The following is a 12,686-nucleotide window of genomic DNA, read 5'->3' as shown; positions in this document are numbered from 1 at the left end:
GTGCTAGTCGAAGTGCTACTTCACCTCGGCCAGCAGCTCGGCCATCCGGGTCACGCCGGTCTTCAGGTCGTCGTCACCCAACGCGTACGAAAGCCGCAGGTAGCCGGGCGTGCCGAACGCCTCACCGGGCACCACGGCCACCTCGGCGTGCTCCAGGATCAGCGCCGCGAGCCGCACCGTGTCGGTGATCGTCGCGCCGCGCAGCTCCTTGCCGATCAACGCCTTGACCGACGGGTACACGTAGAACGCGCCCTTCGGGGTCGGGCACTCGACACCGGGGATCGCGGACAGCAGGTCCACGATGGTGCGCCGACGGCGGTCGAACGCCTCGCGCATCTCGTGCGCCGCGTCCAGCGGCCCGGACACGGCCTCCAGCGCGGCCCGCTGCGACACGTTGGCCACGTTCGAGGTCAGGTGGGACTGCAGGTTCGCGGCGGCCTTCACCACGTCGGTGGGCCCGATCAGCCAGCCGACCCGCCAGCCCGTCATCGCGTAGGTCTTGGCCACGCCGTTGAGCACGATCGTGCGGTCCGCCATCGCGGGCACGGCCACCGGCAGCGACACCGACTCGGCGCCGTCGTACACCAGGTGCTCGTAGATCTCGTCGGTGATCACCCACAGGCCGTGCTCCAGCGCCCACTCGCCGATCGCGGTGATCTGCTCGCGGGAGTAGACCGAGCCGGTCGGGTTGGACGGCGAGCACAGCAGCAGCACCTTCGTCTTCGGGGTGCGCGCCGCCTCCAGCTGCTCCACCGTCACCAGGTAGTCGGTCGACTCGTCGGCCGTGACCTGCACCGGGACGCCGCCCGCCAGCGTGATCGCCTCGGGGTAGGTGGTCCAGTACGGCGCCGGGAGCAGCACCTCGTCGCCCGGGTCCACGACGGTGGCGAACGCCTGGTAGACGGCCTGCTTGCCGCCGTTGGTGATCAGCACCTGCGCGGCGGTGACCTCGTAGCCCGAGTCGCGCTTGGTCTTCGCGGCTACGGCTTCCCGCAGTTCGGGCAGGCCCGCGGCGGGCGTGTAGCGGTGGTTCTTCGGGTCCGCGCAGGCCGCCTGAGCTGCGGCGACGATGGCCTCGGGGGTCGGGAAGTCCGGTTCGCCCGCACCGAAGCCGATCACCGGTCGGCCCGCGGCCTTGAGCGCCTTCGCCTTCGCGTCGACCGCGAGGGTGGCGGACTCGGCGATGCCGCCGATCCGCTTGGAGATCCGCGGGTGCTCGGAGGTACTGGTCCCGGTGGTCGTCTCAGGCGTGCCCATGCCGCCAATCGTGGCAGATCGCACAACCGACTTGGCGGCCGGCACCCCCTCTGACCGGGCCAGTTGGAAGGAGGGGTACCTGGTGCCGTATGCTTCCGGTCTTGGAACGTCCAGTCGCTGCCTCACGGGCCACGTGAGGAGGGTGCGGGGCGTCTCCAGCCAGGGGATTCCGGTCCACGGTTTCCCAAAGGGGTGTAGCTCAACTGGCAGAGCAGCGGTCTCCAAAACCGCAGGTTGCAGGTTCAAGTCCTGTCGCCCCTGCGTCGAAGCGCGATGGTGAGCGGAGGACGGCATGAGCGAGGGCCGCGAGCAGGACCAGCCGGAAGAGCGCGAGGGCGCGTCCCGGCCGGTTACCGCCGCAGCGCGGCGCGAGCGCCGTGGTTCCGCGCGTCCGGCGGGCCGCAAGGACTCCGCGGAGGCGAAGAAGGCGGCCGAGGCCGACTCCGACGCCGAGGAGACCAAGAAGGGTCGTCCCACGCGCTCGCGGGCGGACTCGGAGAAGCGGGTCGGTTTCTTCGCCCGCATCGTCCGGTACATCCGCGAGGTGGTCAGCGAGCTGCGGAAGGTCATCTGGCCGACCCGCAAGCAGATGATCACCTACACCGGAGTCGTGTTGGTCTTCGTGGCCTTCATGGTGGCGTTGGTGTTCGGCCTGGATACGGCCTTCGCCTGGGGCATGTTCAGGGTGTTCGGCTGAGCCGATCACCTGCCGCCCCGGGTGGCGGCGGACATGTGATGCATGAGAGGAAGCGAGACCCACAGTGACCTCCGAGAACGGCGGCGTTGACGCCCAGGAGCTGAACGACCTGACCGACGAGCAGGACTTCGACGGTGGCGTCGAGGACGTCGAGCAGGCGGAGGCGTCGGAGGACACCGAGGAGTCCGCCCCCGTCGAGGCCGAGTCCGGCGGCGATGTCGAGTCGGGCGGTGACGTCGAATCCGGCGGTGACGTCGAGGCCGCCGCCGTCGTGGACATCGACGCCGAGCCCGTCGACCCCGCCGAGGAGATGCGCGACGCACTGCGGCGCGCGCCCGGCGACTGGTACGTCGTGCACTCGTACGCGGGCTACGAGAACAAGGTCAAGACCAACCTCGAGACGCGCATCCAGACGCTCGACATGGAGGACTACATCTTCCAGGTCGAGGTGCCGACCGAGGAAGTCACCGAGATCAAGAACGGCCAGCGCAAGCAGGTGCAGCGCAAGGTGCTGCCCGGCTACATCCTGGTCCGGATGGAGCTCAACGACGCGTCGTGGAGCGCGGTGCGCAACACGCCGGGCGTGACGGGTTTCGTCGGCGCGACGTCCAAGCCGTCGCCGCTGACCATCGACGAGGTGCTGAAGTTCCTGCTGCCCCAGGTCGAGCAGAAGCCCGCCGCCGGCAAGAAGAGCGCCGCGGCGCCCGCGAAGTCGACCGTCGAGGTGGACTTCGAGGTCGGCGAGTCGGTCACCGTCATGGACGGTCCGTTCGCCACGCTGCCCGCGACCATCAGCGAGGTCAACGCGGACGGCCAGAAGCTGAAGGTCCTGGTGTCGATCTTCGGTCGCGAGACCCCGGTCGAGCTGTCGTTCAGCCAGGTCTCGAAGATCTAGCCAGGACAACACGATCTCCGGCTGCCCCGTGCAGGGGTGGCCGGCAGCCACGCTGCGGCTGGCAGGGCCGCGCGCGGACACCGCAATAGAGGAACCGAGATGCCACCCAAGAAGAAGAAGCTCGCAGCGATCATCAAGCTGCAGATCAAGGCCGGGGCCGCGAACCCCGCGCCGCCCGTTGGTCCCGCGCTGGGTCAGCACGGCGTCAACATCATGGAGTTCTGCAAGCAGTACAACGCCGCGACCGAGTCGCAGCGCGGCACCGTGGTGCCGGTCGAGATCTCCGTGTACGAAGACCGCTCGTTCGACTTCAAGCTCAAGACCCCGCCGGCCGCGAAGCTGCTGCTCAAGGCCGCCGGTGTGGAGAAGGGCTCGGGCGAGCCGCACCGCGTCAAGGTCGCCAAGGTGACCATGGACCAGGTGCGCGAGATCGCGCAGTCCAAGATGGTCGACCTCAACGCCAACGACGTGGACCAGGCGGCGAAGATCATCGCCGGCACCGCCCGCTCCATGGGCATCACCGTCGAAGGCTGACCTTTTCTCTTTCGTAGTCGTGGGAGAGCCGCGCGCTGGCTCGTCACCACAACTGATCCACTTTAAGGACAGAAGCATGAAGCGCAGCAAGGCGTACAAGAACGCTGCTGAGCTGGTTGACCGGGAGCGGCTCTACTCGCCGCTGGAGGCAGCCAAGCTCGCCAAGGAGACCTCCAAGGTGAAGCTGGACGCGACCGTCGAGGTCGCCATCCGGCTCGGCGTCGACCCCCGCAAGGCCGACCAGATGGTCCGCGGCACCGTGAACCTGCCGCACGGTACGGGCAAGACCGCCCGCGTGATCGTCTTCGCCACCGGTGACAAGGCCGCCGAGGCCGAGGCCGCCGGTGCCGACGCGGTCGGCTCCGAGGACCTGATCGAGCGCATCCAGGGTGGCTGGCTCGACTTCGACGCCGCGATCGCCACGCCCGACCAGATGGCGAAGGTCGGTCGCATCGCCCGCATCCTCGGCCCGCGCGGCCTGATGCCGAACCCGAAGACCGGCACCGTGACGCCCGACGTCACCAAGGCCGTCTCGGACATCAAGGGCGGTAAGATCAACTTCCGCGTGGACAAGCAGGCCAACCTGCACCTCGTGATCGGCAAGGTGTCGTTCGACCCGGAGAAGCTGGTCGAGAACTACGCCGCCGCGCTGGACGAGATCCTGCGCGCCAAGCCGTCCGCGGCCAAGGGCCGGTACCTGAAGAAGATCACCGTCTCGACCACGATGGGCCCGGGCATCCCGGTCGACCCGAACCGGACGCGCAACCTGCTGTCCGACGAGGTCACCGTCTGACCACGGCTCGTCCGCACGACCGAAGCGCCCCTCGGCCTCCCGCCGAGGGGCGCTTCTTCGTCAGGAGCAGGTCTCGGCCTCGTAGCCGGTGATGACCCAGGTCTTGTTGGCCTGGACCGACAGCACGAACTTCCCGAGCCGCGGACCGCCCTTCACGGTGAGGGCGCAGGAACTGACCTCCACGCGGTCGGTGGTCGGGGTGCCGCTCATGCCGGGCGGGAACCCGATCTGCCGGTAATCGACCTCCCTCGTGACCTGCGCGTGGAGTGCGTGGATGGCTGAGGCGCAGTCGGGCCGGCCGAACGCCTCGGCGAACGCCTTCTTCGCGGCCTCTTCGGAGAACAGAACGCAGGCGCGGCCGTCGTCGTCGGTCATGACGTGCTTGTAGAACAGCGCCACGGTGCCCTGCAGTCCGTACGGCGTCGTCGGCGCGATGATGTTGCCCTTGTCGCCGCCGCTGTCGACCGCCACGTCGCCGGGGTCGTCGCCGCCGAAGTACTGGTCGTAGAAGTACGTCGCGACGAGCAGTGCGACCACCACGTAGACCAGGCGCCGGAACAGCTTGCTGCGCAGCAGGATCTTCCACAGCGGCTTGCGCGGTGGGGTGGCCGGTGGCGGGTAGGCCGGCGGGAGGCCGGGTGGTGGGCCGGCGCCGGGCGGCAGGGCCGGTGGCGTGGTGTTGCCCTGGGCCTGCTGGAAGCGCTGGAACTCCTGGAACCGTTGGAACTCCTGGAACTGCCGGAGCTGTTCCGGGTCGATGTCCGGTGGCGGCGGGTTCCGCGGCGGCTCTTCGGTCACGCGTCACATCATGACCGATTTGGGTCACCGTCAGTGCCCCTGCTAGTGTTGTCGACGGTTCACCAAAGACCGCTGGTCATCCCTGTCCACGTGACGGGGGACGAAGGTCCCGCGAAGCGGGCGGCCCGCGCAGGAGAACGAGGAAGAATCGAGCGTGCTCGCACGCCCGTCACGCCCCGTGCTGCTGCGCAGGGGCGTTTTTGCTTTTCGCGGACCTCTCGGCTCGACCGGCGCGTCACCAGCCCAGAGAGGAGGCGATCATGGCGAAGCCCAGCAAGGTTTCGGCCGTCGCCGAGCTCACGGACAAGTTCCGTGGAAGCTCGGCCGCTGTCGTGACCGAGTACCGTGGCCTCTCCATGGCGCAGCTCACCACGCTGCGTCGCGCTCTCGGCGCGGGCACCACGTACACCGTTGCGAAGAACACGCTGGTCAAGCGTGCCGCTGAGGACGCGGGCGTCGAGGGCCTCGAGGCCCTGCTCGTCGGTCCGACCGCCATCGCCTTCGTCGAAGGCGAGCCGGTCGACGCGGCGAAGGCCCTGCGTGACTTCGCGAAGGACAACAAGGCCCTGGTCATCAAGGGCGGCTACATGGACGGCCGCCCCCTCTCGGTCGAAGAGGTCACCGCCATCGCGGACCTCGAGACCCGTGAGGTGCTGCTCGCCAAGCTGGCGGGCGCGATGAAGGGCAACCTGGCCAAGGCTGCGGGTCTGTTCCAGGCCCCCGCTTCCCAGGTCGCTCGCCTGGCTGCTGCCCTCCAGGAGAAGAAGGCCGCGGAGGCGCCTGCCGCCGCCGAGGCCGACGCTCCGGCCGAAAGCTGATCACACCCAGACACTCCGCGTCCCGGCCGCAGTTCGGGCGTTGAAAGAGAAAGGACCGCCATCATGGCGAAGCTCAGCACCGACGAGCTGCTCGACGCGTTCAAGGAGATGACCCTCCTGGAGCTGTCGAAGTTCGTGAAGGACTTCGAGGAGACCTTCGAGGTCACCGCCGCCGCTCCGGTCGCCGTTGCCGCCGCTGCCGGCCCCGCCGCCGGTGGCGCTGCCGAGGTCGAGGAGAAGGACGAGTTCACCGTCGTCCTCGAGGGCGCCGGCGACAAGAAGATCCAGGTCATCAAGGTCGTCCGCGAGGTCGTCTCGGGCCTGGGCCTGAAGGAGGCCAAGGAGCTGGTCGAGTCCGCTCCGAAGCCGCTGCTGGAGAACGTGGCGAAGGACGTCGCCGACGCCGCCAAGGAGAAGCTCGAGGCTGCGGGCGCCAAGATCTCGCTCAAGTGATCTAGCGCTGTCGCTGCCGCGAAGGCGGGCACCCGATCCGGGTGTCCGCCTTCGTGCTGTCCCGGGTCGGCCACCCCGCGAGGGCGCGTCGGTCGTTCGTGTCCTCATTTCCGGCGATCACGCTTTTCGATCGTCGGAAATCAGGGCGCGAACGACCGACTTCCAGGCGCCCGAGCCCGCGACGCCGGAGGCGGCGCAATCCAACACCGTTACCCAGCTGAGACCGCATTAACCCAACTGGTGAGTAACCACGTCGGGGCGGCCTCGTTGCACCGGTATGACACCGGCCTGTCCGGTGTCTGGCGTTGCTGCCACTGACCTGGAGGTGCGATGGGCGTCGAGGTGGTCGTCGAGGGCCTGACCAAGTCCTTCGGCAAGCAGACCATCTGGCGGGACGTCACGCTCACCCTCCCTCCCGGCGAGGTCAGCGTGATGCTCGGACCCTCGGGCACGGGCAAGTCCGTCTTCCTGAAATCCCTGGTCGGGCTGCTCAAACCGGAGCACGGCAAGATCGTCATCAACGGCACGGACCTGGTCCGCTGCTCCGAGCACAAGCTCTACGAGATCCGCAAGCTGTTCGGCGTCCTCTTCCAGGACGGCGCGCTGTTCGGCTCGATGAACCTCTTCGACAACGTCGCCTTCCCGCTGCGCGAGCACACCCGCAAGACCGAGGCCGAGGTCCGGCGGATCGTGCTGGAGAAGATGGAGATGGTCGGCCTCGTCGGCGCGGAGCGCAAGCTCCCCGGCGAGATCTCCGGCGGCATGCGCAAGCGCGCCGGCCTGGCCCGTGCGCTGGTGCTCGACCCCGAGATCATCCTCTGCGACGAGCCGGACTCCGGCCTCGACCCGGTCCGCACGGCCTACCTGAGCCAGCTGCTGATCGACCTGAACGCGCAGATCGACGCGACGATCCTGATCGTCACGCACAACATCACCGTGGCCCGCACGGTCCCGGACAACCTGGGCATGCTGTTCCGCCGCGAACTGGTCATGTTCGGCCCGCGCGAGGTGTTGCTGACCAGCGACGAACCGGTGGTCGAGCAGTTCCTCAACGGCCGCCGCATCGGCCCGATCGGCATGTCGGAGGAGAAGGACCAGGCGACGATGGCCGCCGAGCTGGCGCACCGCGAGGCGGGCCACGCCGACGGCCCGCCGGACGAGGACGTGCGCGGCGTCGTGCCGCAGTTGGAGCCGACGCCCGGCCTGCCGCCGCGGGGCGCGGTGCGCAGGCGCAAGGACCGCGTGATGAGCATCCTGCACACGCTGCCGCCCGAGGCGCAGCAGGGCATCATCGCCAGCCTCACGCCCGAGGAGCGCCACCACTACCGGGTGATGGCCGACGCCGGTGACCGGACCGGTCCGATCACGCCGAGCCCGTGGCCCCGGCAGGGGGGCGTGCTGTGAGCTCACCGGCGACGTTCCCCGGCGTCGGCGCGCTGCGCGAAACGGGGCGGATGTTCGCGCTCGGCATCGACGTCGCGCGCAACACGTTCCGCCGCCCGTTCCAGCTGCGGGAGTTCATCCAACAGTGCTGGTTCGTGGTGAGCGTGACGGTGCTGCCGACGGCACTGGTGTCGATCCCGTTCGGCGCGGTCATCGCGCTCCAGATCGGGTCGCTGACCAGGCAGATCGGCGCGCAGTCGTTCACCGGCGCGGCGAGCGTGCTGGCGATCATCCAGCAGGCCAGCCCGATCGTGACGGCCCTGCTCATCGCGGGTGCGGGCGGCTCGGCGATCTGCGCGGACCTCGGCTCGCGCAAGATCCGCGAGGAGATCGACGCCATGGAGGTGCTGGGCGTCTCGCCGATCCAGCGCCTGGTCGTGCCGCGGGTGCTGGCCGCGATGCTGGTCAGCGTCCTGCTCAACGGCATGGTCAGCGTGGTCGGCGTGATGGGCGGCTACTTCTTCAACGTGATCCTGCAGGACGGCACGCCCGGCGCGTACCTGGCGAGCTTCAGCGCCCTGGCGCAGCTGCCGGACCTGTGGATCTCCGAGATCAAGGCGCTGATCTTCGGGTTCATCGCGGGCATCGTGGCCGCCTACCGGGGCCTGAACCCGGCGGGCGGGCCGAAGGGCGTCGGCGACGCGGTCAACCAGGCCGTGGTCATCACGTTCCTGCTGCTGTTCTTCGTGAACTTCGTGCTCACCACGATCTACCTCCAGGTCGTCCCGGCGAAGGGGAGCTGAGATGGCCACGAGCACCGACCGGTTCCGCAAGGCGGCGAACGCGCCGCTGGCGATGCTGGACACCTTCGGTGACCAGCTGTGGTTCTACATCCGGGCGATCTGCTGGATCCCGCGCACGCTGACCCGCTACCTGCGCGAGACGCTGCGGCTGCTGGCCGAGGTGAGCTTCGGGTCGGGCGCGCTGGCCGTCATCGGCGGCACGATCGGCGTGATGGTGGGCCTGTCGGTGTTCACCGGCACGGTCGTCGGCCTGCAGGGCTTCACCGCGCTCAACCAGATCGGCACGTCGGCGTTCGCGGGCTTCGTGTCCGCGTACTTCAACACCCGTGAGATCGCGCCACTGGTCGCGGGCCTGGCGCTGAGCGCGACCGTGGGCTCCGGCTTCACCGCGCAGCTGGGCGCGATGCGGATCTCCGAGGAGATCGACGCGCTGGAGGTCATGGGCATCCCCAGCCTGCCGTACCTGGTCACCACGCGGATCATCGCGGGCTTCATCGCGATCATCCCGCTGTACGTGATCGGCCTGCTCACCTCGTACCTGGCGGCCAGGCTCATCACGGTGGAGTTCTACGGGCAGTCGGCGGGTACCTACGACCACTACTTCAACCTGTTCCTACCACCGGTGGACGTGCTCTGGTCGTTCGGCAAGGTGCTCGTCTTCGCCGTGGTGATCATCCTGACGCACTGCTACTACGGCTACCGCGCCAGCGGCGGCCCGGCGGGCGTGGGTGTCGCCGTGGGCCGCGCGGTCCGCACCGCGATCGTCACGACGAGCCTGCTGGACTTCTTCCTGAGCATGGCCATCTGGGGCACGACGACGACGGTGAGGATCGCGGGATGACCGCCGACGTGTTCTTCTCAGCGGAGGCGGCGACATGCTGAGGCGGCGACTCCTGGGCGTCGCGTTCATCGCGGTCATCGCCCTCTTCCTGTCCTTCACCGTGGCGCTGTACAACGACGCGTTCACCGAGGTCGTGAAGGTGACGCTGAAGACCGACCGGGTCGGCAACCAGCTGCTGATCGACTCCGACGTCAAGGTCCGCGGCATGATCGTCGGCCAGGTCAAGGGCATCCGGACCTCGGGCGACGGCGCCGAGCTGGACCTGGCGCTGGACCCCGAGCAGGTCGAGCACATCCCGGCCAACGTCTCCGCGCGCCTGCTGCCGAAGACCCTGTTCGGCGAGCGGTACGTGAACCTGGTGCTGCCCGCCGAACGGCAGGCACCGCTGCGCGAGGGCGCCGTCATCGAGCAGGACCGCTCCAGCAGCGCCATCGAGCTGGAACGCGTGCTCGACGACCTGATGCCGGTGCTGCAGGCCGTGCAGCCGGAGAAGCTGGCCACCACGCTGACCGCGATGTCGCAGGCGCTGGAGAACCGGGGCAAGCCGCTGGGCGAGACGCTGGTGCAGCTCGACGCCTACCTGGGCGAGTTCAACCCGCAGCTGCCCAAGCTCAAGGACGGCATCAGCCGCCTCGCCGACGTCTCCCACGTCTACGCCGACGCCGCGCCCGACCTGGTGCAGGCCCTGTCGGACGCCACGGTCACCAGCCGCACGCTGGTCGAGCAGCGGGACAACCTGCTGGCCATGTACGGCACGCTGACCACCACGTCGCTGGACCTGCACGGCTTCCTCGCGGTGAACAAGAACAACCTGATCCAGCTCGCCGACGTCAGCAGGCCGACGCTGGACCTGCTGGCGAAGTACTCGCCCGAGTACCCGTGCCTGCTCAAGGGCCTCGCCGAGTTCAAGCCGATCATGGACGAGGTGTTCGGCAAGGGCACCGACGAGCCCGGCCTGCACATCACGCTGGAGATCACCGCCAACCGCGGCAAGTACGAGCCGGGCAAGGACGACCCGGAGTACGCCGACAAGCGCGGCCCGCGCTGCTACGACATCGTGCCGCGGCCGGACCCGTTCCCCCAGTACCCGCCGGAGGGCCCGGTCAAGGACGGCTCGACGTCACCGCCGCCCGCCCGGGTGGCCGCCGACGGCGTGCTGCCGCCGAACGCGGGCACGATCCGGGACGACGGCACGGTCGTGTCTTCCTTCACCGGCGTGCCGTCGCTGGCGAACTCGCCCGAGGAGCAGGACTTCCTGGCCGCGCTGCTCGCACCGCAGTTCGGCATGGAGAAGGCCGAGATGCCGAGCTTCACCGCGCTGCTGCTCGGCCCCCTGTACCGGGGAGCGGAGGTGACGGCATGAGGTCGCTGGCCGCGCCGCTGGTCAAGCTGTCCGTGTTCGCCGCGATCACGATCCTGGCGACCGCGCTGCTCGCGGTGACCATCTCGAACGTCAACTTCAACGGCGCCACCGGCTACACCGCCCGGTTCACCGACGTGACCGCGCTCAACGAGGGCGACGACATCCGCATCGCGGGCGTCCGGGTCGGCCAGGTCGACGAGATCCGGGTGGTCGACCGGCGGCTGGCGGAGGTGGAGTTCTCGCTGGAGGGCGACCGCACGCTGCCCGCGTCGGTCACCGCGACGATCAAGTACCGCAACCTCGTCGGCCAGCGGTACATCGCGCTGGAGCACGGCGTGGGCGACGCGTCCCCGCTCAAGCCCGGCGACGTGATCCCGCTGGAGCGCACCAAGCCGGCGCTCGACCTGACCGTGCTGTTCAACGGCTTCAAGCCGCTGTTCCAGGCGCTGAACCCGGACGACGTGAACAAGCTGTCCAACGAGATCATCCAGGTGCTGCAGGGCGAGGGCGGCACGATCGACAGCCTGCTGCGCCACACCGCGTCGTTGACGTCCACGCTGGCGAGCCGCGACCAGGTGATCGGCGAGGTGATCACCAACCTCAACGCCGTGCTGGACACCGTGAACTCGCGCACCGATCAGGTGTCCACGCTGGTCACCACGTTGCAGGAGCTGACAACGGGCCTGGCGGGCGACCGGGAGCCGATCGGTGACGCGATCAGCGCCATGGGTGAGCTGACCAACACCACCGCCGATTTGCTCAACCAGTCGCGGCAGCCGCTGAAGGACGACATCGCCAACCTCGGCCTGGTGTCGCAGACGCTGGCCGACCACGAGGCGATCGTGGAGGGCGTCATCCGGAACCTGCCGGGCAAGATCGAGGCGATGTCGCGGACCGCGTCCTACGGGTCCTGGTTCAACTTCTTCCTGTGCGAGGGCACCGGCCAGGTGGCCGTGCCGCCGATCATCAACGACCCGATCCCGATCACGGCTCTGCCGGTCACGCAGCCGAGGTGCCGCCGATGAACGCTTCCCAGAACCGGAGCAGGCAGCGCAACCCGGTGACCGTCGGCGCGGTGAGCCTCACCGTGATCGCCCTGCTGCTGCTCGCCGCGTTCTACTCCGACGACCTGCCGATCATCGGCGGTGGCACCACGTACTCGGCCGAGTTCACCGAGGCGGCGGGCCTGATCCCGTCGAACGAGGTGCGGGTGGCCGGGGTGAAGGTCGGCAAGGTGACCAAGGTCGAGCTGGACGGCGACAAGGTGAAGGTGTCGTTCCGGGTCAAGGACGCCTGGGTGGGCGACCGCACGACCGCGGTGATCCGGATCAAGACCCTGCTCGGGCAGAAGTTCCTGGCGCTGGACCCGCAGGGCTCCGAGCCGCTGGACGCGGGCGTGCCGATCCCGCGCGAGCGCACGCTGTCGCCGTACGACGTGCAGGAGGCGTTCAACGGCCTGGCGTCCACGGTCGGCGCGATCGACACCCAGCAGCTCGCGGACAGCTTCCAGGTGCTCTCGGAGACGTTCCAGGGCTCCGCGGAGAGCGTGCGCGGCGCGTTGGACGGCCTGTCGGCGCTGTCGAAGACGATCTCGTCGCGCGACGAGCAGCTGGCGCAGCTGCTGGCCAACACCAACGAGATCACCAAGACCCTGTCCGACCGCAACGAGCAGTTCGAAAAGCTGCTCGCGGACGGCAACCTGCTGCTGGAGGAGCTGCGCAAGCGACGGGACGCGATCGGGGCGCTGCTGCGCGGCACCCGTGAACTGTCCAAGGAGCTGTCGGGCCTGGCCGCCGACAACTCCGCGCAGCTGCGGCCCGCGCTGGAGCAGCTGGACCGGGTCGCCACGATGCTGCAGCGCAACCAGGACTCGCTCGACCGCAGCCTGTCGCTGATGGGCCCGTTCTTCCGGGTGTTCGCCAACACCCTGGGCAACGGCCGCTGGTTCGACACCTACATCTGCGGCCTGCTGCCGCCGTCGGTGAACCTCGGCGTGGTCGGCTTCAACGAAGAGGGCTGCCTCCCTCCCGGCGTGCAGAGGGGGAACTGAC

14 protein-coding genes and 1 tRNA gene are annotated in these 12,686 nt (G+C 68.9%); 13 read left to right on the top strand and 2 right to left on the bottom strand.

The genetic code is table 11. The features are described 5' to 3' along the window. Nucleotides 1-15: 15 nt before the first annotated feature. Nucleotides 16-1,257 (bottom strand): pyridoxal phosphate-dependent aminotransferase, encoded by a 1,242-nt coding sequence (locus tag A6A25_RS01920; RefSeq protein WP_073885947.1) that lies wholly within the window; start codon nt 1,255-1,257, stop codon nt 16-18. Nucleotides 1,258-1,445: 188 nt separating this feature from the next. Here A6A25_RS01920 and A6A25_RS01915 point away from each other — a divergent pair. From A6A25_RS01915 to rplA, 5 genes are all read left to right on the top strand, one after another. Further along, nucleotides 1,446-1,518: transfer RNA gene (locus A6A25_RS01915), tRNA-Trp, on the top strand. 31 nt (nt 1,519-1,549) lie between these two features. After that, the gene (gene secE, locus A6A25_RS01910; RefSeq protein ID WP_073885946.1) at nt 1,550-1,954 is read left to right on the top strand and encodes a preprotein translocase subunit SecE; all 405 of its coding nucleotides are present in this window, start codon (nt 1,550-1,552) and stop codon (nt 1,952-1,954) included. A gap of 64 nt (nt 1,955-2,018) precedes the next feature. Beyond that, a complete protein-coding gene (nusG, locus tag A6A25_RS01905) occupies nt 2,019-2,849 on the top strand; it encodes a transcription termination/antitermination protein NusG (protein ID WP_073885945.1) in 831 nt (276 codons plus the stop codon). Between the two features lie 99 nt (nt 2,850-2,948). Continuing rightward, complete coding sequence (gene rplK, locus A6A25_RS01900; protein WP_073885944.1) at nt 2,949-3,383, top strand: 50S ribosomal protein L11; 435 nt, start codon at nt 2,949-2,951, stop codon at nt 3,381-3,383. 76 nt (nt 3,384-3,459) lie between these two features. After that, on the top strand, nt 3,460-4,176 hold the full coding sequence (gene rplA, locus A6A25_RS01895; protein ID WP_073885943.1) for a 50S ribosomal protein L1: 717 nt from the start codon (nt 3,460-3,462) through the stop codon (nt 4,174-4,176). A gap of 60 nt (nt 4,177-4,236) precedes the next feature. Here the strand turns inward: rplA and A6A25_RS01890 are convergent, their stop codons facing one another. Next, nucleotides 4,237-4,974: a hypothetical protein gene (locus A6A25_RS01890; RefSeq protein WP_073885942.1), complete on the bottom strand. Its 738-nt coding sequence runs from the start codon at nt 4,972-4,974 to the stop codon at nt 4,237-4,239. A gap of 260 nt (nt 4,975-5,234) precedes the next feature. On the opposite strand from A6A25_RS01890, the gene rplJ reads away from it, so the two are divergent. From rplJ to A6A25_RS01850, 8 genes are all read left to right on the top strand, one after another. Next, entirely contained in the window at nt 5,235-5,792 is a 558-nt protein-coding gene (gene rplJ / locus A6A25_RS01885) for a 50S ribosomal protein L10 (protein ID WP_073885941.1), read from the top strand. Nucleotides 5,793-5,855: 63 nt separating this feature from the next. Further along, entirely contained in the window at nt 5,856-6,245 is a 390-nt protein-coding gene (gene rplL / locus A6A25_RS01880) for a 50S ribosomal protein L7/L12 (protein ID WP_073885940.1), read from the top strand. Between the two features lie 330 nt (nt 6,246-6,575). Further along, the gene (locus A6A25_RS01875; RefSeq protein ID WP_073885939.1) at nt 6,576-7,649 is read left to right on the top strand and encodes an ABC transporter ATP-binding protein; all 1,074 of its coding nucleotides are present in this window, start codon (nt 6,576-6,578) and stop codon (nt 7,647-7,649) included. A gap of 50 nt (nt 7,650-7,699) precedes the next feature. After that, entirely contained in the window at nt 7,700-8,431 is a 732-nt protein-coding gene (locus tag A6A25_RS01870) for an MlaE family ABC transporter permease (protein ID WP_241828487.1), read from the top strand. A gap of 1 nt (nt 8,432) precedes the next feature. Then, nucleotides 8,433-9,272 (top strand): MlaE family ABC transporter permease, encoded by an 840-nt coding sequence (locus A6A25_RS01865; RefSeq protein WP_073885937.1) that lies wholly within the window; start codon nt 8,433-8,435, stop codon nt 9,270-9,272. Nucleotides 9,273-9,306: 34 nt separating this feature from the next. Further along, the gene (locus A6A25_RS01860; RefSeq protein WP_073885936.1) at nt 9,307-10,635 is read left to right on the top strand and encodes an MCE family protein; all 1,329 of its coding nucleotides are present in this window, start codon (nt 9,307-9,309) and stop codon (nt 10,633-10,635) included. Further along, complete coding sequence (locus A6A25_RS01855; protein ID WP_073885935.1) at nt 10,632-11,660, top strand: MCE family protein; 1,029 nt, start codon at nt 10,632-10,634, stop codon at nt 11,658-11,660. Before A6A25_RS01860 ends, A6A25_RS01855 begins: the two co-directional genes overlap by 4 nt. Then, entirely contained in the window at nt 11,657-12,685 is a 1,029-nt protein-coding gene (locus A6A25_RS01850; protein ID WP_073885934.1) for an MCE family protein, read from the top strand. Before A6A25_RS01855 ends, A6A25_RS01850 begins: the two co-directional genes overlap by 4 nt. Nucleotide 12,686: the final 1 nt, after the last annotated feature.

The sequence above is a fragment of the Saccharothrix sp. CB00851 genome, assembly GCF_001905065.1.
GTDB lineage: Bacteria > Actinomycetota > Actinomycetes > Mycobacteriales > Pseudonocardiaceae > Actinosynnema.
Note: the sequence above shows the minus strand (reverse complement) of the source record. Positions and strands in the feature narration are given on the sequence as shown.